Below are 20,996 nucleotides of genomic sequence, written 5' to 3' on the forward strand. Positions count from 1 at the left end.
CTGGGTTCTGACAGAGTGTCAAGTTTTTGCCTCCCGGGCCGACAATGACACCGCTCACCTTGCTTTCGAGGATTGCCCATGCGCGAAGTCAAGTTTCGCTGGATTGACAAGTATCTTATCCACCTGAAATTACAAGAAAAACTCTTCCTTCTCTTCGGTCTTCCCATGCTGGTAATGGTGCTGCTTGCCAGCATAGGCATCAGCCGCGACTTCAAGGCCCTGGAGGACGAACAGCTGCATCTGGCCCAGGCCCAGGTACAGACCCTGGCCCAGGCCCTGGCCGTGCTGCCCGAGGCTGAGGCCATCAAGGCGGTCAAAGCCGCAGGGGACGATCTGGCCCTGTACCAGGCCAATGGCCGCCCCTTCCCCGGCTTTGCCGGCAGCCTGTCCAATAAACTGGAACGCCTTGCCCAAAGCGCCCAGGTTGAGCACGGCCAGATCATGGCTGCCACCAGCGTTCCGGGCCGGGACTGGTACCTGAGCCTGCATAGCCCCCTCGAAGAAGCGGAGTTCTGGGCCACCAGCCAGGACTACCTGGTCTTGCTGGGCGCGGCCCTGGTGCTGCTCAGCATCATCACCTATTACGTTTCTACCTTTATCGGCGGCGCCCTCTACACCCAGGTGCAGGCCCTGACCAAAGTCGCCGAGGGGGATCTCACCTTCCGCCTCAATTTCTTCCCGGTCCGTGACGAGTTCTCCACCCTGGCCATCGCCATCGACAAGCTGGCCGAGCGCCAGCACCAATTGGTCAAACTCATCAAGGAAAGCTCAGACGCCCTGGGCGGCTCTGCCGATCTGTTCGGCAGCGAAGCGGCCAACACCCAGCGCCTGGCCCAAGACCAGCGCCAAAGCCTGGACTCCCTGGCCACCGCCATGGAAGAGATGAGCGCCACCGTCAAGGAAGTGGCCCGCCACGCCGAAGACGCCTCAGGCGAAACCCAACATGCCTCCAACGAGTCGCAAAAAGGCGCCCGCAATATCCAGCAGACCATTGGTGCCATCGAGGCCTTGTCCAGAGAGATCTTCGAGGCCAGCGCTGCCGTGACCAAGGTCAACGACAACGCCCGGCGCATCGACGAGGTGGTCACCACCATCAACGGCATTTCCGAACAGACCAACCTGTTGGCCCTGAACGCCGCCATCGAAGCGGCCAGGGCCGGTGAGCAGGGCCGGGGTTTTGCGGTGGTAGCCGACGAAGTGCGCACCCTGGCGGCCCGCACCCAGCAGGCCACGGTGGAGATCCAAAAGATGATTGAAGCCCTGCAGGCCGGTACCGGCGAAGTGGCGCGGATCATGGACAAGACGGTGCAACAGGCCGAGCACGGGGGCACCCTCATCGCCCAGGCCGGTGAAGATCTCACCACCATCACCCGCCACTCCGAACAGGTGTTCTCGATGATGGCGCAAATCGCCGCCAGCGCCGAGGAACAAAGCGCCGTGGCCGAAGAGATTGCCCAGAACATCACGGCAGTGCGCCAGCAGTCCCTGTCGGTGGAACAGGCCGCCCAGGACAACGCCAAGGGCACCCAGGAGCTACAAGGGTTGGCCCGCAGCCTGGCCGATATCCTAAAAGGCCTGAAGATCTGAACCAAGCCGGGCACCGCCCGGCTTTTTATTTGCTACAATCTCGGCCCCTTTTTTCTCCACAAGGCAGCCCCATGCCCCGTAACGCCCTGGTTTTGGCCGAAGGCCGTGAAAAATCCGTCAAACGTCGCCACCCCTGGATCTTCGCCGGGGCCGTGCACCACAGCAAAGGCAAGCCCAAGGCCGGCGATACGGTGGAGATCTACAGCCAAGACGGCACCTGGCTGGCGCGGGCTGCCTATTCCCCTGCCTCGCAAATTCGTGCCCGGGTCTGGACCTTCGACAAGAACGAAGAAGTGGACGCCGACTTTTTCGCCCGCCGCATCAATGCCGCCGACGAACGCCGCCGCCCCATGGTGGAACGGGAAGGCATCACCGGTTACCGGGTGGTGGCGGCCGAGTCCGACGGCCTACCCGGCATCACTATCGACCGCTACGACAACGTGCTGGTCTGCCAGCTGCTGTCCATCGGTGCCGATGTCTGGCGTGACGCCATAGTAGCCGCCCTCAAGGCCCGCTTCCCCGGCTGCGTTATCCACGAACGCTCCGACGTGGAAGTGCGCCGCAAAGAAGAGCTGGTGCCCCTGGTGCAAACCCTACAAGGGGAGCTGCCCGGCAAAGTGGCCATCATGGAAAACGGCGTCAAGCTGTGGGTGGACCTGGTCCAAGGCCACAAGACCGGCTACTACCTGGACCAGCGGGACAACCGCGCCGCCGTGCTGCCCTATGTGGACGGTAAAGAGGTACTGAACTGCTTTGCCTACACCGGTGGTTTTGGCTGCTATGCCCTTAAAGGCGGCGCCAAGCATGTTACCCAGGTGGACGTGTCCGAGTCGGCCCTGGCCCTGGCCAAAGACAACCTGGCCCTGAACGGCCTGGACGAAAGCCGCTGCGACTTCGTCAAAGAAGACGTCTTTGCCCTGCTGCGCCGCTACGCCAGCGAGGGCCGCCAGTTTGACGTTATCGTGCTGGACCCGCCCAAGTTCGTGGACTCCAAGGCCAACATCAAGGGCGCGGCCCGGGGCTACAAGGACATCAACCTCCATGCCCTGAAATTGCTGCGCCCCGGCGGCATACTGCTGACCTTCTCCTGCTCCGGCCTGATGGACATGGGCCTATTCCAGAAGATTGTCGCCGACGCCGCCCTGGACGCAGGCCGCGACGCACAAATCCTGCGCTTTTTAAGCCAATCCGCCGACCACCCGGTCAACGTCCACTACCCCGAAGGCCTCTACCTTAAAGGCCTGGTGGTACAGGTCAGCTAACAAAAAGCCCCGCATCGCGGGGCTTTTTTTATGGCCCACCCCAACCTTGATCCAGAACAAATAATCGCCAGGGCGATCTATTGAAAGCTCCAGGGCAGGCACCATATAGATAGTGAGACCCAACTCACTGGAGGTGTTTATGTCACTGGTAACCTGGGATCCCTTCAAGGAAATGGACAACCTCTTTAACCGCTACTTCCAGCGCCAAAACCGCGAGGCCAGCGGCTGGCTGCCGGCAGTGGATATCGACGAGGACGAGCAGGCCTTCCACCTGGCCTTTGAAGTGCCCGGCATTGCCAAGGAAAACATCGAGGTATCGGTGCACCAGGGGATGCTGACGGTAAGCGGCGAGCGCAGCCGCGAGGAAAAAGGCCAAAACCACCGCACCGAGCGCAGCTACGGTAAATTCAGCCGCAGCTTCAGCCTGCCGGACAACATCGACCCCGGCGCCATCGAGGCCCGCTTCGACAGCGGCCTGCTGATCTTGGCGCTGCCCAAATCCAAGCTGCTGCACGAACCCAAACGCATTGAAGTGCAGTAAGTAAAAAGCCCCGCCAAGCGGGGCTTTTTATTGGAAAAGATCCTTGGGCAGGCGGCCGTCATCGCTGCAGGCCTGGGTATCGGCGCCAAAGGCCAGCAGCAGGGCGATAAGTTCCTGATCTTTTTGATGGTAGGCGCTGTGCAGCGCCGTAAAGCCGCCGGCCTGGCGGGCATTGACCTCGGCCCCGGCCTCCAGCAAGGCCTGGGTGCAATCGAGGCGGCTTTCCCTGTCGCTATTGGCCACGGCGGAATGGAGCGGTTGCACCTTGGCGTCATTGGCTGCGCTTTGGTTAACCTCGGCCCCGGCCCCAAGCAACCATTTCAAGGCGGCCGGGGCGCCAAAAAAGGCAGCCAAGTGCAGGGGGCTAAAGCCGTCCCGGGCCAGTAAGGATACCAAGGCGCCATTTTCCGCAAGCACCCTTTGGATGGCATGAACATCGTCAAGGGCGGCCGCTTCCCAGATATCCAGGTCCACCTTGGCTGCCAGCTCCCGGGCCAGGGCCGGTTGGCCCTGGTAGCAGGCGTAAAGTACCGGGCTTATGCCCTCCAAACGGCTGGCAATAAGCCCGGGGCTTTGCTTTAACAGCTCAAAGACCTTGAGCTCGTTGCCCTGCCCTATGGCGGCGAAAAAGGCGGCTTTGTCCACGGCAATTCCTTTTATTTGGCTTTTCATAACCTTAGCCGCAAATAAAAAAGGCGCCCCCAAGGGCGCCTTTTTCTTTGGCCAGGGCCTTAACCGTCCTTGGCCTTCTCTTCCATAAAGTTCCAGATGCGCTTGTCGGAGATGGGGTAAGGGGTGCCCAGCTGCTGGGCAAAATAACTGACCCTCAGCTCCTCTATCATCCAGCGCGCTTCTACCAGCCAGCCGGGCTCACTGAGGCCCTTGGGCACCTTGGCGCGGTATTGGCCCAGTTTGTCCTGCACGTTCTCTACCTTGCCCTGGTGTACCCGGTCACGGTTGGGGTCGATGGGCAGTTTTTCCAGGCGCCGCTCTATGGCGTCAAGGTAGCGGGTAACGTCTTTTAAGCGCGCCGCGCCGGTGGCGGCAACAAAGCCCTTGAACACCAGGCCGTCGAGCTGGGCCTGGATATCGGCCTGGGCCCGCACCATGGTCAGATCGGTCTTGCCCTTGAGGCGTTTTTTAATGGCGTTATGGCGCACCAGAATTTGCTCCACCAGCTTGGCGATGTCCACCACGGTGTCGTTCAGCTCTGCCCGCACTTTGTCTTTAAGAGCTACAAAGGCGGCTGCATCGCGGCAATCAATGCCTTGGATAAGGCTGTCGACGGCGGCGCTGATGCAGTCATCAATCAAATCGCCAATCTTGCCAAAGGGGTTGAAGTAAAGCCCCAGCTTGGCCTTGTTGGGCAGGGTGTCCTGCAGGTGCTTGATAGGCGACGGCACGTTCAACAGCAGCAGGCGGCGCAGGCCCTTTTGCTGGGCATCGAGCTGCGCGGCGGGGCTGTCAAAGAGCTTGACCGCGACGCTGTCTTTTTCGTCCACCAGCGCCGGGTAAGCTTTGATTTCCAGGCCCTGGCGCTTTTCCACAAAGACCTCTGGCAGGGCGCCAAAGCTCCACTCGGTGAGCTTGGCCTTCTCAATGCCGGGGGTGGCCACTTGCGCCAGGGTTTCTTTAACCGCGCCCTTGAGCTTGGCTTTGAGCGCCAGCAAGTCGCGCCCCGCCGCTAGCTCTTTGCCGGTCTCGTCCATCACCGAAAAGCGCATCTTAAGGTGCTCGGCAATGCTGGATTGCTCCCAAAGCTCCAACTCGGTGCGCACCCCGGTCATTTGCCGCAAGGTGTCGCTGAGCTTTTCAATCAGCCGCCCTTCCAGCGGCGCCATGCGGCCAAGGGCGGCCTGGGCGTAGTTGGGGGCCGGCACAAAGTTGCGGCGCACCGGCTTGGGCAGGCCCTTAATCAGGGCAATCACCAGTTCTTCACGCAAGCCCGGCACCTGCCAGTCAAAGCCTTGGGGCTCCACCTGGTTTAGGGCCGCCAGCGGCAGCTGCACCGTCACGCCGTCGTCGTCCTGGCCCGGCTCAAAGCGGTATTTGAGGGGGAAACGCAGGTTGCCCTGGGCCCAGCTGTTGGGGAAGGCGTTTTCGGTAACGTGGTCGGTGTCTTGGGCTAAAAGGTCTGCTTCGGTAAACAGCAGCGCCTGTTGGGCCTTTTCGTCGGTGCGGCGCCACCAATGGTCCAGGGTGCGGCCGTCAAAGACGTTTTGGGGAAGCCTGGCGTCGTACAGGGCGAACAGGGTGTCGTCTTCAATGAGGATGTCGCGGCGCCGGGATTTGTCCTCCAGGGCCTCAAGGCTCTTAATCAGCTGCTGGTTGTGCTTAAAGAACGGCAACCGGCAGCGAAATTCTCCTTCCACCAGGGCGCTTCGGATAAAAATGGTGCGCGCCTCAATGGGGTTGATGCGGCCATAATCGATGCGCCGGCGGGGAATAAGCACCAGGCCGTAGAGGCTCACCTGCTCGTAGGCCACCACGTTGGCGCGGTTTTTCTCCCAGTGGGGCTCAAAGTAGCTGCGGTTGACCCGCTCCCCGGCCAGCTGTTCGGCCCATTCCGGTTCGACCCTTGCCAGGGTGCGGGCAAAAAGGCGCGAGGTCTCGGTAAGCTCGGCGGCCATCAGCCACTTGGGCTTTTTGTCGATGGTAGAGCCCGGGAACGGCAAGAAGCGGCTTTGGCGGGCGCCGAAGTATTCCCGTTCTTTATCTTTAAAGCCGAGGTTGGACAGGTGCCCGGCCAGCAGGGACTGGTGAATGGCCTCGTAACTGGCCGGCTCGCTGTTTTCCTTAAAGCCCAACTCGTCGCAGAATTCGCGCAGCTGTTCGGTCAAGTCCTGCCACTCGCGCATGCGCACGTAGTTTAAGAATTCCTTCTGGCAAAGGCGACGCCACTGGCTGCTCGATAGCGCCTGCTGCTGGGCCTCGGAGTAAGCCCAAAGGTTTACGAAGGCATAAAAATCGGACTCGGGGTGGGCAAAGCGCCGGTGCTGCTCGTCGGCTTTTTGCTGGGCATCCAGGGGGCGCTCTCGCGGGTCCTGGATGGCAAGGGCCGCGCTGATGATCAAAAGCTCTTTTAGGGCGCCCCGTTTGGCCCCTTCTACCAAGCAGCGGGCCAGGCGGGTGTCTACCGGCAATTTGGCCAACTGGCGGCCGATGTCGGTAAGCTCGCGCCCGTCAATGGCCCCCAGCTCGTCCAGAAGGTTAAGGCCGTCTTTGACAAAGCGGCTGTCCGGCGCTTCCACAAAGGGAAAGGCTTCGATATCCCCCAGGCCCAAAGACAGCATTTGCAGGATAACGGCGCCGAGGTTGGTGCGTAGGATCTCCGGCTCGGTAAATTCCGGGCGGCCGGTAAAGTCCTCTTCGCTGTAGAGGCGGATACAAATGCCGGGCTCGGTACGGCCACAGCGGCCTTTACGCTGGTTGGCGCTGGCTTGGCTGATGGCCTCAATCGGCAGGCGCTGCACCTTGGTGCGGTAGCTGTAGCGGCTGATGCGGGCCGTGCCTGGGTCAATCACGTACTTGATGCCGGGCACCGTCAAGGAGGTTTCGGCGACGTTGGTGGCCAGCACGATGCGCCGCCCGCCGTGGGAGGCGAAGATGCGGTTTTGCTCGGCAGCAGAAAGCCTTGAGAACAGCGGCAAAATCTCGGTGTGACGCAGCTTGCGTTTTTCCAGGGCGTCGGCGGTGTCGCGGATCTCCCGCTCACCGTTCATGAAAATCAGGATGTCGCCCCTGGGCCCTTCCCGGAACAGCTCGTCTACGGCGTCAAAAATGGCCTGGAGCTGGTCCTTTTCCTTTTCTTCGTCGGTAATGGGGCGATAGCGCACCTCCACTGGGTAGGTGCGGCCCGACACTTCCAGCATGGGGGCGTCATTGAAATGCCGGGAAAAACGCTCAGGGTCTATGGTGGCGGAGGTGATGATCACCTTGAGATCGGGGCGCTTGGGTAAAATGGTGCGAAGGTAACCCAGCAGGAAATCGATATTGAGGCTGCGCTCGTGGGCCTCGTCGATGATCAGGGTGTCGTAGCGGCGAAGCAGCTTATCCTTTTGAATTTCGGCCAAAAGGATACCGTCTGTCATCAGCTTGACGCAGGTTTGGGCACGGGTGTGGTCGGTAAAGCGCACCTGGTAGCCCACCAGGCCGCCCAGCTCGCTTTGCAGCTCTTCGGCAAGGCGGGTGGCCACGGCGCGGGCCGCCAGCCGCCTCGGCTGGGTGTGGCCAATCAGGCCGTCCACGCCCCGGCCCAGCTCCAGGCAAATTTTCGGCAGCTGGGTGGTTTTACCCGAGCCGGTTTCGCCAGCGATGATAACTACCTGGTTCTCGCTGATGGCCTTTTTGATGTCTTCTCTTGCCGCCACCACCGGCAGCTGCGCCGGGTAATCCAAGTGCAGGCTGCGGTTTTTGCGGGCCAGCAGGCGCTCGCGGGCTTTATCCACTTCCTTTTGCAGCATGGCCAGGGTAGCGGCACGCTTTTGCTCGTCCTTTACCTTATAGGCGCCTTCGATGCGGCGGCGCAGGCGGCTGCGGTCAAGGCTGGGTACGTCATCAAGGGAAATTTGCGGGGCAGAGTCAGACATCAAGTTCGCTTGGGCACTAAGGGAAACGGCCCAATGCTACTGGATTGTGGCGTTTTGCGGAAGGTAAAGGCCGGCTGGGGCCGGCCTTTAGGTCAACTGGCCTTGTAGCAGTCGTGCATGTTCTTATCGATGGCCAGCAACACCTGGCGCCTGTTGATGATGCCCACCAGCAGGCCGTTTTCGACCACAGGGTACACCTTGGGCTTCTGGGCGGTCATCTGCAGGGCCAGCTCGAATACCGAATCGTTGGGCCCGACGGTCAGCACTTCGGTGCGCATGATATCGGACACCTTGGCCACGGTTTCACAGTGGTAACTGCACTCGATAAGCTTGGCTAAAAAATCCTGCTCTGACACAAAGCCCACCAGGCGGTTACTGCTGTCCACCACAGGTGCGCCGGTTTGCTGGCCAGCCAGCAGTTTTTCCACGGCGGTGGCGATGGGCATCTCCGGGTGCAGGCTCAATGGATGGTGTTGCATATGGTCTCGAATGATCAGCGATTGCATAACAAACCTCTTGTCTTTCTCCCCTGTTCTTAAAGCATAGTCCTTCATTGCAATTTGCCTGGCTCATCCCCACCTTGGTGACAAGCCCTTAAGGAAGATGACTGTGGCCATACTGACCCTGCTGTTGCTGACCGCCCTGCTGATCGCCTGGTGGCTCCACGGCGACAAGCTGCGCGCCGCCTATTACCGGCGCCGTGAAAAGCCCCTGACCGACCACCAACGCCGGCAACTGGCCAAGGACATGCCCCTCTACCCTCGCCTGCCCCTGGCCCAGCGCCGAAAGCTGGAAGGGCTGATGGTATCGTTCTTGAGCCGGGTAGACTTTATCGGCTGCGAGGGCTTGGCTGTGACCGACCGGATGCGGCTGCTGGTATCGGCTCAGGCCTGCCTGCTGCTCATCGGCCGCGACGAGCCAGCCTACCCCACGGTGCACAGCGTCTACCTGTTTGAGGACAGTTTCGTCAACAAGGCCCCCCATTACCTGCCGGGAGGCGTGGTGGACACTCAGGGCAAGCACCTGGCGGGAGAGTCCTGGGAAGACGGGCGGGTTATTCTGAGCTGGGCCGGCTGCCTTCATGCCGCCGCCCAGCCCTTTGACGGAGAAAACCTGGTGGTACATGAGTTTGCCCACCAGTTGGACCAAGCCAAGGGCCTGGCCACAGGGGCGCCGCTGCAGCAAAGCCTGCCCGATGCCAAGCGCTGGCAAGCCACCTTCCAGGAGGCCTATCAGCGCCACTGCCAGGCGGTGCGCGGCGGCTTTTACGGCCTTATCGACCCTTACGGGGCCACCGATCCGGCAGAATTTTTTGCGGTCTTGTCAGAATTGTTCTTTGAGCGGGGCGCCGATCTGGCCGAGGCTGAGCCCGACATCTACCGGTTGCTGGTGGCCTTCTACGGCCTGGATACCCGCAGCTGGCATTAAAAAAGCCGCCCTTGGGGCGGCTTTTTTATCAGTCGTGACTGCAGTGCTCGTCGCACTCATGCTCGTCGGCTTCCAGCACCTGGACCAGTTCGCCTTTGAAGAACACCCGTACCCGGCGCAGGGGCAGCTCGTCGTCTTCCAGGGCGCTGATCAGGCTGCGGGCCTCGCGGTTAAAGCGGGTCTGGGCCACGTCGCGCTGGGACAGGTTGGTCACCAGCAGGCTGCCGCCTTCGGCGCTGACCAGCAGTTGGTCGCCGGCTTTCCAGCCAAAGTCGTCAATCACGTCCTGGGCCAGAGCCAGTTCGTCTTTACCCAGCACCTTGAGCTCGGGGCGCAGGTTCAGTTGCGGGCGGTTAACAACGGTCTTGGCCTGTTGCCTTGGCTTAAGCATGGGGATCTCCGGTGAGCATGTTTTTTTGTGGCGCCATGATAACGGCTCAGAACCAGCGCCGCCACCACATAACCAGCCCCGACAGCACGAAACAGCCCCCCATCAGGGCGCTGACCCACAGCCAGCCCCGGGGATCTTCCACCCAGGGCAACCCACCCACGTTCATGCCGAAGTAGCCGGTGATAACCGACAAAGGCAGGAACAGGGCGGTGACGATGGACAGCAGGTACAGGGTCTTGTTCATCTGAGCGTCGCGCTCGGCGTTCATGTCGTCCCGCAGCAGCTTTACCCTTTCCCTAAGGATATTAAGGCTTTCCAGCAGCCTGGTCATGCGGTCCTGCACTTCCAGCAGCAGCCGCAGGGGCTCGGGGGCCAGCTCGTCTTCCAGCTCATCGGTGAGTTCTTCGACCATCTCCTGCTGCGGCTCTATGTAGCGGCGCAGGCTCAACAGGCGCCGGTCGAGGTTGAGGATGGGGCTGCGAAGATCGGGTTTGTTCTCCAGCCAAGACACTTCCATGTCCAGCAGCCCCTCGGTGAGGCGCTTTAAATGCTCGTCGGCGCCCCGTACCAGGTTGCGCAGGATCTCCCCCAGCATCAGCCAGGTATTGGAGCCGTCGTTGGCCCGGCCCAGCTTGTCGGTGGCTTCGGACACCGACTTGAGGCCCTGGCCGGCCAGGGTCACCAGGTTCTGGTCGTTGACCAGGCAGCGCAAGGACACCATGTCCTCGGCTTCCTTGCCGGGGTTGAAGTTGATGCCGCGCATGATCAAAAGCAGGGTGCCGTCCGGATCGTATTGCCAGCGGGGCCGGGTTTCCTCGGCCAGGGCCGCCTCCACCAGATGGTGGGGAAAGCGGCTTTTAAGAAGCTGGCGGGTGTCGTCGCGGGTGCGGTCCAGGTGCAGCCAAAGGGGTTCTGGCTGGGCCAGGGCGTCCAGGCGCTCGGTTTCCTTGAGGGTGTGGCGGCTGTCTAGCCAGTATCCGTATTCATTCATCCTGGGGCCTGCACAGTTTCCTTGGGTCCAATAGGGTCTTTAGCTGGGCTTCGCCCAGGTCGGTTTCTTCCTTGGCCACCTCCAGTATGGGGCGCCCCTCGGCATAGGCCTTCTTGGCGATGGCAGCGGCCTTAAGATAGCCGATCTCGCTGTTAAGGGCGGTCACCAATATCGGGTTCTTGTCGAGGCTTTCGTTGACCCTGTCCTGGTTGACGGTAAAGCCGGCAATGGCCTTGTCGGCCAGGTGCTCACAGCCGTTGCCCAGCAGGTCCACCATTTGGTTAAGGTTGCGGGCCAGCAGCGGCAGCATCACGTTGAGCTGGAAGTTGCCGCTTTGGGCGGCGACGGCATTGGCGGCGTCCAGACCCATGATCTGGGCGCAAACCATGGCCAGGGCCTCAGGTATAACCGGGTTGACCTTGCCGGGCATGATGCTCGACCCCGGCTGCAAGGCCGGCAGGCTGATCTCCCCAAGGCCCGCCAGGGGCCCCGAGTTCATCCAGCGCAGGTCGTTGCTGACCTTCATCAGCACCACCGCCAGTTGGCGAAGGGCCGCCGACGCCGCCAAAGGCGCATCAACCGCCGCCATATGGGCAAAGGGCCAGTCGTGGGCCTCAACCGACAGGTGCAGCCGCTCGGACAGGCGCACGCAGACTCCGTCCGCCAGCCTGGGGTCGGCGTTGATACCTGTGCCCACCGCCGTGCCCCCCAGGGGCAACTGGGCCAGCCGCTTGATGGCATGGCGCAGCTCCAGCTCTACCCCCTCCAGCTGCACCTGCCAGGTGGTAAGTTCCTGGCCGAAGGTGAGCGGCATGGCGTCCATCAGGTGGGTGCGGCCGGTCTTGACCACGGTATCGAGGCTTTGGGCTTTGACTTCAATGGTCTTGGCCAGGTGATGCAGCTTGGGCAGCAGCCCCTTTTCCAGGCCTTTGAGCACCGACAGTTGCAGCGCCGCCGGCACCGTGTCGTTGGAACTCTGGCCCATGTTGACGTCGTCATTGGGCTGCACGCCGTTGCCGGCCAGGCTTGCTATCACTTCGTTGACATTCATGTTGCTGGAGGTGCCGGAGCCGGTCTGGAACACCTCCACCGGGAAGGCGTCCAGGGGCTTGTCCGCCAGCAGCTGGTCGGCCGCCTTGATGATGGCCTGGGCCTTGGTGTCGTCCAGCAGCCCCAGGGTCAGGTGGGTCTGGGCGGCAGCGCGCTTGATCTCGATAAGGCTGGCCAGGAACCGCCAAGGCATGGGTTCACCGGACAATTGGAAGTTGTTGACCGCCCTTTGGGTCTGGGGGCCATAGAGGGCACCGTCAGGCAGGCTGACTTCCCCCAACGAGTCCTTCATCACTTTAGTCATGATCACCTCCTTTAGGCTCAGCCTGCCACTTGCTCAAGCCCTTGTCATCCAGCTGCGACAGCAGCGTTAAGGTGGTTTGGGCTACAGCCGCCAGAAATGCTGGGCGCAGCCGCTCTGCCCTGTCGGTGCGATTGTGCCAATCGCCGTGGGTATCGTTGCCAAGATAAAGATAAGGAATGCCCGCTTCCCGAAAGGGAGCATGGTCGGACGCATTGCGCCAGTCGGTGACCAGGGCGCTGCCGCGCTGGCTTTGCCGGCTGTCGTGCCCTGGCCGCAGACAAAGGGGGGCGTCCTTGGCCACCTGGGCAACAAGGGGCTTTAAGGCCGGGTTATCGCGGGTGCCGGCGGCATAGAGCACCGGGCCGCGCCCCACCATGTCCAGGTTGATCACCAACTGCGGCAGCGCCAGGGGCGGCATGGCCAGCAAGGCCTTGGCGCCATAAAGGCCGCGCTCTTCGTTGTCGGTGGCGATCAGGGCCAGGGAGCCTGGATGGTGCTCTGCCAAGGCCAGCAGCACCGCTACCCCTGAGGCGTTGTCGTCGGCGCCGGGGTAACCGGGGCCCAGGTGGTCGTAATGGGCCATAACCCACACCTTGGGCTGGCCTCGCCAGGCGATAAGGTTCTCCCCCCCTTCTGGCACCGGCTGGCGCAGCACTTGCCAGCCCAGGGCGCCAAAGCGCGCCACAAGGTAGTCCCGGGCTTGGTCATGCCCTGGGGTGCCGGGCTTGCGCCCAGCCATGGCGTCGCTGGTCAGGGCCCTGACATCGGCCATCAAGGGGGCGCTAGGCAAGCTGGGGGGCTGGCCACTGCCGCAGGGAATTTGCTGGCAGCCAGCCAGGCACAGCAGGCTGAAAAAATGGATACGCATTCATTAAAAAAGGGCCCTGGCGGCCCTTTTGTCAATGCTCGTTGTAGCCCACCATCAGCCGCTTGAGTTTGAACTCGTCCATCAGGCTGTAGAGACGGTCGGGGTAGTCGGTTTCGATGCCGTCCACTCCCAGGCCCAGCATGGATTCCATGGCCTTGCGGGAATGCACGCCCCAGGCCACCACCTTGAACCCCCGTTGGTGGGCTTCGTCAAGGAGCGCTGGCGTCAAAAAGCTGTGGTAGACCTGCAGGTAGCTGACGTCCATATCCAGGGGGTTTAACCGGCGGATCTCGTCATCCATCAGCAGGTTAAAACGTTCAGACCAGCCGAAAAAGCCGTACAGGCGAGGAATGTCTGGGGCCAGTTGGGCAAAGCGGGTCAGGATCGCCGGGTCAAAGGACTTGATGATCACCCGCTTTTGCAGCTTGTAGGTGCGGATATGCTCCAGCACGTCCCGCTCCAATCCCGGTACCTTGAGTTCGATGATGAGCTTGGCGCGGCTGTGGCCCATGGCGTTCATCACTTCGGCCAGGGTGGGGATCCACTCGTCCAGGTACTGGGGGCCGAACCAGGAGCCGGCGTCCAGGGTGTTGAGCTGGGCCAGAGTAAAGTCGCTCACGTCCCCTTGGCCGTTGGTGGTGCGTTCCAGCTTGTCGTCATGAAAGGCCACCAGGGCCCCGTCTTTGGACTGGCGGATATCCACTTCTACCGCATCCACGCCCAGGTGCAGGGCCTTTTTCACGGCCGACAGGGTGTTTTCCGGTGCCAGGCCGGCGACCCCTCTGTGGCCTATGACCAGGGTTTGGGCCGTCGCCGGCAGCGACAACCAGGCCAGTCCGGCCAACAGGGCCAATGCAAGTATTCGTCCCACGCGCGTTCCCTCTAAGTCGGAGCAAGCTCCGTTATTTTTTTGTTATGAGTATTGCGAGGGTATCTTACGCAGTTTGTTAAAATCGGACAACAAAGAAGGGGCCCGTGGGCCCCTTCTCTTTATACTTCAATGAATTGCTGCGGCGGATTGGGATTGGCGTCAGCATCGTAGTCGACGTCATCCAGGCCGAAACCGAACAGCTTGAGGAACTCTTCCTTGTAGCCGTCGTAGTCGGTGATGTCACGCAGGTTCTGGGTGGTCACCTGGTTCCACAGGGCTTTACAGGCGCTCTGCACTTCTTCTTGCAGTTCCCAGTCGTCCATGCGGATACGGTTCATGTCGTCGGTGTCGCAAAGGGCGCCGTCAGCCTTGTAGAGCTGTTGGCTAAACAGGCGGAACACGTGCTCCATAGTGCCTTCGTGCAGGCCCTTTTCCTTCATCACCTTGTAGACGATGGCGATGTACAGGGGCATGACCGGAATGGCGGAGCTGGCCTGGGTCACCACGGACTTGAGCACGGCCACGTGGGCTTCGCCGCCGGTGCCTTTAAGCAGGGCATCGATAGCGGCGGCGGCGCGATCCAGGTCTTCCTTGGCCTTGCCGATGGTGCCGTGCCAGTAGATGGGCCAGGTGATCTCGGTTCCGATGTAGCTGTAGGCGATGGACTTACAGCCGTCGGCCAGTACTCCGGCATCGTTCAGGGCCTTGATCCACAGTTCCCAGTCCTGGCCACCCATGACGGTGATGGTGTCCTGGATCTCCTGGTCAACGGCCGGCTCAACATCGACGGAGATAATCTCGTCCTTGTTGGTATCCACGGCAGTGGCGCTGTAAGGCTTGCCGATAGGCTTGAGGGTTGAGCGCACCAGTTCGCCGGTCTCGGGCAGTTTACGCACCGGAGAAGCAATGGAGTAAACCACCAGGTCTACCTGGCCCAGGTCGGCCTTGATGGTGTCGATGGTTTGCTGCTTCACCTCGTTGGAGAAGGCGTCACCATTGATGGACTTGGCGTAGAAACCCGCTTCGGTGGCCAGCTTGTCGAAAGCCACGGCGTTATAGAAACCGGCAGTGCCTGTTTTGGTGTCACTGCCCGGCTTTTCGAAGAAAACACCCAGGGTGGCCGCGCCGGCGCCAAAGGTGGCGGCAATGCGAGACGGCATACCGTAACCGCTGGAACTGCCTATCACCAATACACGCTTGGGCCCGTTCTCAATGGGAGGGTGCTCTTTGGTGTAGTTGATCTGTTCCAGAATATTGGCTTCACAGCCCACCGGGTGGGCAGTGGTACAGATGAAGCCACGGATCTTGGGCTTGATAATCATGGGGGTTCCGTGTGTGTGTTTCACAATCAGCGCTGATGGTAGCCCATTTTCCTGCCCGCAAACATCCGATCTCCTAAGCCCCTGCCAGGCACCGTTTTCAGGGGCGATCGCCAATCGATCAGAAAAAAGCCAAGGATTACATTGAACTGCGATCCTGATCGCATCTTTTTTCACCACCGGGCTTGCCTGAGGAAGCGCTGGATATTACTGTATATGCATACACTGTATAAAATTACAGTATCAGGAGATGCCCATGGACCCGCGCTTGAACCAACTGCTGGAACACAACGCCATCTGGACTGGCCGCCACTGGCAACAAGGTGCCCCCGCCGAAGCCACCGGCTACCCACAGCTGGATAACAGCCTGCCGGGCATGGGCCTACCCAAAGGCGCCATTACCGAGATCCACTACCATCAGGACGGTATTGGCGAGCTACGCCTGCTGATGCCCATGCTGGCAAGGTTGTCCCAGGAAAAGCGCTGGATCATCTTTATCGCCCCCCCTCATATACCCTACGGGCCGGCTCTGGCCGCCATGGGGGTGGATCTGTCCAAAGTGCTGGTGGTGCATCCGTCTAAAGTCAAAGACGAGCTGTGGACCCTGGAGCAAGCCCTGAAAAGCGGTGGCTGCAGCGCCGTACTGGCCTGGCCAAGGGAAGTGACCGATCCGCAGATCCGTCGCCTGCAGCTGGCTGCCCAGAAAGGTGATGCCATGGGCATTTTCTTTTATCGCCGCCAGCGTGCCCAAAGCCCGGCTGCACTGCGCCTGTCACTGCACAGCCAGCACAATGTGGTCAGGTTCAGCATTGACAAGCGCAAAGGCGGCTGGCCCCTCCCCCCTCAGTCTTTGAACTTGGGCACCGATACCATTACCGGCCACAGTGCCACGGTCCTTCAAGGCCCCTGGGAACACTGACATGCGCTGGCTCTACCTGCACTTCCCCGACTTGGCCCTGGAGCTGGGCAGCACTGGCCTTGATGCCATGCAGCCACAGGCCTGCCTGGACAAAGAAGGTCTTATCTGTAGCCTCAATGAGGGCGCCGCCACAGCCGGGATCCAACCGGGCATGGGCTTGAACACGGCCCTGGCCCTGTGCCCCCAGCTGCAACAAATCTCGGTGTCGCCTCTGCAACTGCATCAGGGCCTGCAAGCCCTGGCCCAGGCCGCCTACGACCTAGCCGGCCCCCTGAGCCTGGCGCCCCCCAAAGGCCTACTGATTGAACTGTCCTCCATGCAGCGCCTCTACGGCAGTGACCAGGCCCTACTGGCTTGCCTGCATGACAACTATCACAAGCTGGGGCATCGCCTTTGCAGTGGCATTGCCGACACTCCTCTGGCGGCCCGCCTATTGGCCGAAGCGGATATAGGCCCCCTGCCTCTAGACAAGAGTTGGGAACTCATCCGTTCCCTGCCTGTCAGCCATCTCGGCTTGCCAATTAACCTCAACGCCCGGCTGCAACGAGCCGGGTTGCGGCAACTGGGCCAATTGCTGGATCTGCCACGTATGGAGCTTGGCAAACGTTACGGCGCCACTTTGTTGTCGGTATTGGGCCGCTTGGAAGGCAGCCTCAAAGAAGCCCGCCAGCTTTATCACCCCCCCGAGGGCTTTGAGCGCCAACTGATCTTTAACCACGAAGTCAGCCAGGCACAGGCCTTGTTATTCCCGCTCAGTGCCCAATTGCAGGCTCTGGCCCTGTTCTTGGAAAAACGCCAACTGGCCTGTAGCCAGCTGCAATTGACCCTGTATTTTCGCGCCCAGGAGCCTTTGGTGCTGACCTTAAGGGGCGCCGAGCCCCTGTGGCGCCACCCTGACTGGCGCAGTATCGCCCAGCTGCAATTGGACAAACTGCGCCTGGACGCCCCGGCGGTGGCCATCGCTTTGCAGGCCCAGCAGTTTAGCCCCCGGGCTCCAGGTAATGCCGCCCTATTTGAAAATCAAAGGGTCAACGAACCGCTGCTTGGCCGCCTGATCACCCGCCTGGGCGAGCAGGCGGTCCAAGGGATCTGCCTTAACGAGAACCACTGCCCGGAAGAGGCCTTTTTATGGGTAAGGCCAGGGGAAAATTGCGCGGTAAAGCCGCAAAGGGCGCTACGGCCCCTGTGGCTATTGCCCAGCCCCGAGCCCTTGGATGATGCCCCCGACATCATTCGCGGCCCCGAAAGGCTGGCCAGCGGCTGGTGGCAAAACAGCATCAGCCGAGACTATTTCATTGCCCACCATCCCCAAGGAGGGCTTTGCTGGACATTTAAAGACAAGGAAGAGCGCTGGTATCTGCACGGCTGGTTTGGCTGATGTTTGCCCAGCTGTGTACCCGCAGCAATTTTACCTTCCTGACCGGGGCCTCCCACCCGGAAGAACTGGTCACCCAGGCCCATGCCCTTGGCTACCAGGCTATTGCCATTACCGATGAATGCTCGGTAGCCGGTGTGGTGCGGGCCTTCAGCGCTGCCAAAGAGTTGAGCATCAAATTGCTGGTTGGCAGCCTTATCCAGGTGGAAGACAACCTGGAGCTGACCTTGCTGGCCCCAAGCCTTGCCGCCTACCAAGAGCTTTGCGCCCTGATAAGTGATGCCCGCCGCCAGGCGCCCAAAGGCCAGTACCGGCTGGCCCGCGAGCGCCTTTGCCAGTTGCGCCACTGCCTGCTGCTTTGGCACGCCAACCAGCCAGACGATGCCCTGGCCGACTGGTTGGCACGCCATTTTGCCGGGCGCCTGTGGCTGGCGCTCGGGCGCTACTACCACAGCGGTGAGGATGAGCATATCAGCCGCCTTGAAAGTTGGGCCAAGGCCCGGCAGCTGCCCATTGTCGCCGCCCCCCAGGTACTGATGCACAGCCGCGATCGCCAGTCGCTGCTGGACTGCCTGAGCGCCCTTCGCCACCACACCACAGTTCAAGAAGCTGGTTGGCGCCTGAGCTGCAACCAAGAAGCGGTGCTGCACGACCTGCCCACGCTCGGCCAGCGCTATCCACAGGCTTGGCTAACCGAAACCCTTGCCATTGCTAAGCGCTGCCAGTTCAGTTTGGAAGAGCTCAAATACCGCTACCCAGACGAATGGCTGCCGCCAGGGCTCAGCGCCAGCCAGTATCTGGCCCAGGAAGTGGAAAAAGGCCTGCACCGGCACTTCCCTCAAGGCCCCTCAGCCAAGGTAAAAGGCCTTATCGCCAAGGAACTGGCCCTGATTAACGAGCTGGGTTACGAGCATTATTTTTTGACCCTCTATGACATCGTCAATTTTGCCCGCAGCCAAAACATTCTTTGCCAGGGGCGAGGCTCGGCGGCCAACTCGGCGGTCTGCTTTTGCCTGGGTATCACCTCGGTCAACCCCGAGCAGGGCAACCTGCTGTTTGAACGCTTTGTCTCCAAGGAGCGCAAGGAGCCGCCGGATATCGACGTGGATTTCGAGCACGAACGCCGCGAAGAAGTGATCCAGTACATCTATCGCCGCTACGGCAGGGCCCGCACCGCCCTGACCGCCACGGTAGTGAGCTACCGGCGTAAAAGCGCCATTCGCGATATCGGCAAGGCCTTAGGGCTGGAGCTGCCGGTGATTGAAAGCCTGCTAAGCCAGTTGGATTGGCGGGACAAGCTGGACCCTTGGCGTGAGCAGCTCAAACGGCTTTGCCAAGCCCGAGGCGGCGTTTGGTCGCATTTTCTGGCGCTGGTCGATAGCCTTATCGGCTTTCCTCGGCACTTGTCCCAACACGTGGGGGGCTTTGTGATAAGCCAGGTTCCCCTGGATAACCTAGTGCCCCAGGAAAATGCCGCCATGGAAGGGCGCACTGTCATTCAGTGGGACAAGGACGACTTGGAAAGCCTGGGGCTGATGAAAGTGGATATCCTGGCCCTTGGCATGCTCACCGCCATCCGTAAATGCCTGGCGATGATTCAGGAGCAAGGTGGCCCAACCCTCACCTTAGCCACCATTCCCCAAGAAGATCCTCGGGTATACGCCATGTTGCAAGAGCCCGACAACATCGGCGTGTTTCAGGTGGAGTCCCGGGCCCAGAGCAACATGCTGCCCAGGCTCAAGCCCCGCATTTTTTATGATTTGGTGATCGAAGTGGCCATAGTGCGCCCCGGCCCCATCCAGGGAGACATGGTGCACCCTTACCTTAAACGCCGCGACGGTATCGAACCGGTTAGTTACCCCTCCCCGGCTTTGCAAAAGGTGCTGGAGCGCACCCTGGGGGTGCCACTTTTTCAAGAGCAGGTAATCGAAATTGCCATGGTGGCGGCCGGCTTTAGCGGCGGCGAGGCCGACCAACTGCGCCGGGCCATGGCCAATTGGTCTCGTAACGGCCATGTCGAAGCGTTCCGGCAAAAGCTGATTCAAGGCATGCAGGCTAATGGCTACAAACCGGACTTTGCCGAGCGTATCTTCGAGCAAATAAAAGGCTTTTCCGGCTATGGCTTTCCCGAGTCCCACTCGGCCAGCTTTGCATTGCTGGTTTATGTGTCAGCCTGGCTCAAATGCCACCACAGGGCCGCCTTTTGCTGCGCCCTGCTGAACAGCCAGCCCATGGGTTTTTACACCCCTGACCAACTGATACAGGATGCCCGCCGCCATGGGGTTGAGGTGTTGGCGGTGTCAGCGGTGCACTCTTATTTTGAGCACCGCCTTGAAGGCCAGTCACTGCGCCTGGGCTTTTGCCTGATAAAGGGCATCAACGCGGCCGCTATCGAGGCCTTTATCGCCCAAAGACAGCAAGGGTCGCTCATGGCTGCACTTACTGCGCTGCCCGCTGTCCAACAAGAACTGCTGGCCGGCTGCGGCGCCTTGGATGGGCTCTACCAACACCGCTTTGAGGCGACCTGGCAAAGGGCCAGCTTGGGTGAGCAACTGCCGCTTTTTGCCGGTATCGAAGAAAGTGCCTCTGCCAGCACGCAACTGGCGCCCCCCAGCGACCATGAAGTCATGCAGGCCGATTACCGCCAATTGGGGCTGACCCTGGGTACCCACCCTATGGCGCTGCTGCGCCGCCAGGGCCATTTTAGCCAATGGGTGACGGCGGCTGCTTTGCCACAATGTCGCCACGGCCAACTGGTACGAATTGCAGGATTGGTCACCGGCCGCCAACGCCCGGGCACCGCATCGGGAGTGACCTTTGTCACCCTGGAAGACGAGACCGGCAATATCAACCTGGTGGTATGGGCCGCTACCGCCCATCATCAGCGCCAGCCCTTTCTCAAAGCCAGGTTGCTGGAAGTGGCAGGCACGCTAGAAAAGGAAGGGGCGATAGTGCATGTGGTAGCCGGCAAGCTTGTCGACCACAGCCTGTTACTCGACAAGCTGCCGGTACCGTCGCGGGATTTTCGCTGAGGTTAACGGCTACAACGGATCTGCCAGGTCAGCTGGTACTCGCCGTCGTCCGACACCATGGCGGCCATGTCGGCGTCGTCATCCAGGGTGGCACCGGTCATGGTGCGGTCAGAGGCGCGGTTCTTGGCCAGGGTATCGTTAGGCGCCAGCAGCTCCTGCTGGACTATGGTGAAGGAGGCAAAATCATGCTCCTGGCACTGCTCAAGGGCTTTGTCCTTGGCATCACTCAGCACCTCGGCGCGGCTATCCCCTTTGGCGGTAATAACATAGGTGCCTTCGGGCTTTTCCATGGCAGTGGTACTGCTGCAACCGGCCAACAATATCAGGGTGGCACTCGCGGTTAAAGCTAAGGTCTTCATATGACACTCCTTTTTCCTTGAAGTCCTGATTCAGGCTAGCCGCTCCCCCTTGGCTATAACCTGAACAGTGCCCCCAGAGCACCGTTAACAAAAACGGTGGTACAGAGTGC

General features: G+C 60.8%; 17 protein-coding genes. 7 read left to right on the top strand and 10 right to left on the bottom strand.

Translation table 11 applies throughout. The features are described from left to right. Positions 1-78 precede the first annotated feature (78 nt). From B3C1_RS17040 to B3C1_RS17050, 3 genes are all read left to right on the top strand, one after another. Positions 79-1,587: a methyl-accepting chemotaxis protein gene (locus B3C1_RS17040; RefSeq protein WP_008486347.1), complete on the top strand. Its 1,509-nt coding sequence runs from the start codon at positions 79-81 to the stop codon at positions 1,585-1,587. 71 nt (positions 1,588-1,658) lie between these two features. Next, on the top strand, positions 1,659-2,849 hold the full coding sequence (locus B3C1_RS17045; RefSeq protein ID WP_008486348.1) for a class I SAM-dependent rRNA methyltransferase: 1,191 nt from the start codon (positions 1,659-1,661) through the stop codon (positions 2,847-2,849). Positions 2,850-2,988: 139 nt separating this feature from the next. Next, entirely contained in the window at positions 2,989-3,390 is a 402-nt protein-coding gene (locus B3C1_RS17050) for an Hsp20/alpha crystallin family protein (RefSeq protein WP_008486349.1), read from the top strand. A 27-nt stretch (positions 3,391-3,417) separates the two neighbouring features. Here the strand turns inward: B3C1_RS17050 and B3C1_RS17055 are convergent, their stop codons facing one another. The 3 genes from B3C1_RS17055 to B3C1_RS17065 all read right to left on the bottom strand — a co-directional run bounded on the left by B3C1_RS17055 (position 3,418) and on the right by B3C1_RS17065 (position 8,485). Next, positions 3,418-4,035: an ankyrin repeat domain-containing protein gene (locus B3C1_RS17055; RefSeq protein ID WP_008486350.1), complete on the bottom strand. Its 618-nt coding sequence runs from the start codon at positions 4,033-4,035 to the stop codon at positions 3,418-3,420. 86 nt (positions 4,036-4,121) lie between these two features. Next, positions 4,122-7,979, bottom strand: coding sequence for an ATP-dependent RNA helicase HrpA (hrpA, locus tag B3C1_RS17060; RefSeq protein ID WP_008486351.1), 3,858 nt, complete (start codon positions 7,977-7,979; stop codon positions 4,122-4,124). A 92-nt stretch (positions 7,980-8,071) separates the two neighbouring features. Further along, positions 8,072-8,485 carry a CBS domain-containing protein gene (locus tag B3C1_RS17065; protein ID WP_008486352.1) on the bottom strand — a complete coding sequence of 138 codons (414 nt, stop codon included), beginning with the start codon at positions 8,483-8,485 and terminating at the stop codon, positions 8,072-8,074. A gap of 103 nt (positions 8,486-8,588) precedes the next feature. Between B3C1_RS17065 and B3C1_RS17070 the strand changes: the two genes are divergently transcribed. Further along, on the top strand, positions 8,589-9,407 hold the full coding sequence (locus B3C1_RS17070; protein WP_192813400.1) for a M90 family metallopeptidase: 819 nt from the start codon (positions 8,589-8,591) through the stop codon (positions 9,405-9,407). 28 nt (positions 9,408-9,435) lie between these two features. Here the strand turns inward: B3C1_RS17070 and B3C1_RS17075 are convergent, their stop codons facing one another. The 6 genes from B3C1_RS17075 to fabV all read right to left on the bottom strand — a co-directional run bounded on the left by B3C1_RS17075 (position 9,436) and on the right by fabV (position 15,204). Then, a complete protein-coding gene (locus B3C1_RS17075) occupies positions 9,436-9,798 on the bottom strand; it encodes a hypothetical protein (protein ID WP_008486354.1) in 363 nt (120 codons plus the stop codon). 46 nt (positions 9,799-9,844) lie between these two features. Then, on the bottom strand, positions 9,845-10,789 hold the full coding sequence (locus B3C1_RS17080; protein ID WP_008486355.1) for a CorA family divalent cation transporter: 945 nt from the start codon (positions 10,787-10,789) through the stop codon (positions 9,845-9,847). Then, positions 10,782-12,143: a class II fumarate hydratase gene (locus B3C1_RS17085; protein WP_008486356.1), complete on the bottom strand. Its 1,362-nt coding sequence runs from the start codon at positions 12,141-12,143 to the stop codon at positions 10,782-10,784. The genes B3C1_RS17080 and B3C1_RS17085 overlap by 8 nt, the downstream gene beginning before the upstream one ends. Further along, on the bottom strand, positions 12,136-13,011 hold the full coding sequence (locus B3C1_RS17090) for a M28 family peptidase (protein ID WP_008486358.1): 876 nt from the start codon (positions 13,009-13,011) through the stop codon (positions 12,136-12,138). Before B3C1_RS17090 ends, B3C1_RS17085 begins: the two co-directional genes overlap by 8 nt. A gap of 31 nt (positions 13,012-13,042) precedes the next feature. Beyond that, a complete protein-coding gene (locus B3C1_RS17095) occupies positions 13,043-13,882 on the bottom strand; it encodes a glycerophosphodiester phosphodiesterase (protein ID WP_083858385.1) in 840 nt (279 codons plus the stop codon). Positions 13,883-14,001: 119 nt separating this feature from the next. After that, positions 14,002-15,204, bottom strand: a complete 1,203-nt coding sequence (gene fabV / locus B3C1_RS17100) for an enoyl-ACP reductase FabV (protein WP_008486360.1) — start codon at positions 15,202-15,204, stop codon at positions 14,002-14,004. Between the two features lie 253 nt (positions 15,205-15,457). Between fabV and imuA the strand changes: the two genes are divergently transcribed. From imuA to B3C1_RS17115, 3 genes are read left to right on the top strand one after another with little or no spacing between them, the layout of a single operon-like run. Beyond that, complete coding sequence (imuA, locus tag B3C1_RS17105) at positions 15,458-16,120, top strand: translesion DNA synthesis-associated protein ImuA (protein ID WP_008486361.1); 663 nt, start codon at positions 15,458-15,460, stop codon at positions 16,118-16,120. Between the two features lies 1 nt (position 16,121). Continuing rightward, a complete protein-coding gene (locus B3C1_RS17110; RefSeq protein WP_008486362.1) occupies positions 16,122-17,498 on the top strand; it encodes a Y-family DNA polymerase in 1,377 nt (458 codons plus the stop codon). Further along, positions 17,498-20,527, top strand: a complete 3,030-nt coding sequence (locus tag B3C1_RS17115) for an error-prone DNA polymerase (RefSeq protein ID WP_008486363.1) — start codon at positions 17,498-17,500, stop codon at positions 20,525-20,527. The genes B3C1_RS17110 and B3C1_RS17115 overlap by 1 nt, the downstream gene beginning before the upstream one ends. A 2-nt stretch (positions 20,528-20,529) precedes the next feature. On the opposite strand, the gene B3C1_RS17120 is transcribed toward B3C1_RS17115, so the two are convergent. After that, on the bottom strand, positions 20,530-20,886 hold the full coding sequence (locus B3C1_RS17120) for a hypothetical protein (protein ID WP_008486364.1): 357 nt from the start codon (positions 20,884-20,886) through the stop codon (positions 20,530-20,532). Positions 20,887-20,996 lie beyond the last annotated feature (110 nt).

Origin of the sequence: Gallaecimonas xiamenensis 3-C-1 (assembly GCF_000299915.1) — a bacterium.
GTDB classification, from domain to species: Bacteria; Pseudomonadota; Gammaproteobacteria; order Enterobacterales; family Gallaecimonadaceae; genus Gallaecimonas; species Gallaecimonas xiamenensis.

Excerpts from the sequence above, each read along its gene's own strand:
- fabV (WP_008486360.1), bottom strand. The coding sequence starts at position 15,204 with ATGATTATCAAGCCCAAGATCCGTGGCTTCATCTGTACCACTGCCCAC.
- B3C1_RS17080 (WP_008486355.1), bottom strand. The coding sequence starts at position 10,789 with ATGAATGAATACGGATACTGGCTAGACAGCCGCCACACCCTCAAGGAA.
- B3C1_RS17075 (WP_008486354.1), bottom strand. The coding sequence starts at position 9,798 with ATGCTTAAGCCAAGGCAACAGGCCAAGACCGTTGTTAACCGCCCGCAA.
- B3C1_RS17110 (WP_008486362.1), top strand. The coding sequence starts at position 16,122 with ATGCGCTGGCTCTACCTGCACTTCCCCGACTTGGCCCTGGAGCTGGGC.
- B3C1_RS17085 (WP_008486356.1), bottom strand. The coding sequence starts at position 12,143 with ATGACTAAAGTGATGAAGGACTCGTTGGGGGAAGTCAGCCTGCCTGAC.
- B3C1_RS17065 (WP_008486352.1), bottom strand. The coding sequence starts at position 8,485 with ATGCAATCGCTGATCATTCGAGACCATATGCAACACCATCCATTGAGC.
- B3C1_RS17115 (WP_008486363.1), top strand. The coding sequence starts at position 17,498 with ATGTTTGCCCAGCTGTGTACCCGCAGCAATTTTACCTTCCTGACCGGG.
- B3C1_RS17040 (WP_008486347.1), top strand. The coding sequence starts at position 79 with ATGCGCGAAGTCAAGTTTCGCTGGATTGACAAGTATCTTATCCACCTG.
- hrpA (WP_008486351.1), bottom strand. The coding sequence starts at position 7,979 with ATGTCTGACTCTGCCCCGCAAATTTCCCTTGATGACGTACCCAGCCTT.
- imuA (WP_008486361.1), top strand. The coding sequence starts at position 15,458 with ATGGACCCGCGCTTGAACCAACTGCTGGAACACAACGCCATCTGGACT.
- B3C1_RS17045 (WP_008486348.1), top strand. The coding sequence starts at position 1,659 with ATGCCCCGTAACGCCCTGGTTTTGGCCGAAGGCCGTGAAAAATCCGTC.
- B3C1_RS17050 (WP_008486349.1), top strand. The coding sequence starts at position 2,989 with ATGTCACTGGTAACCTGGGATCCCTTCAAGGAAATGGACAACCTCTTT.
- B3C1_RS17120 (WP_008486364.1), bottom strand. The coding sequence starts at position 20,886 with ATGAAGACCTTAGCTTTAACCGCGAGTGCCACCCTGATATTGTTGGCC.
- B3C1_RS17090 (WP_008486358.1), bottom strand. The coding sequence starts at position 13,011 with ATGCGTATCCATTTTTTCAGCCTGCTGTGCCTGGCTGGCTGCCAGCAA.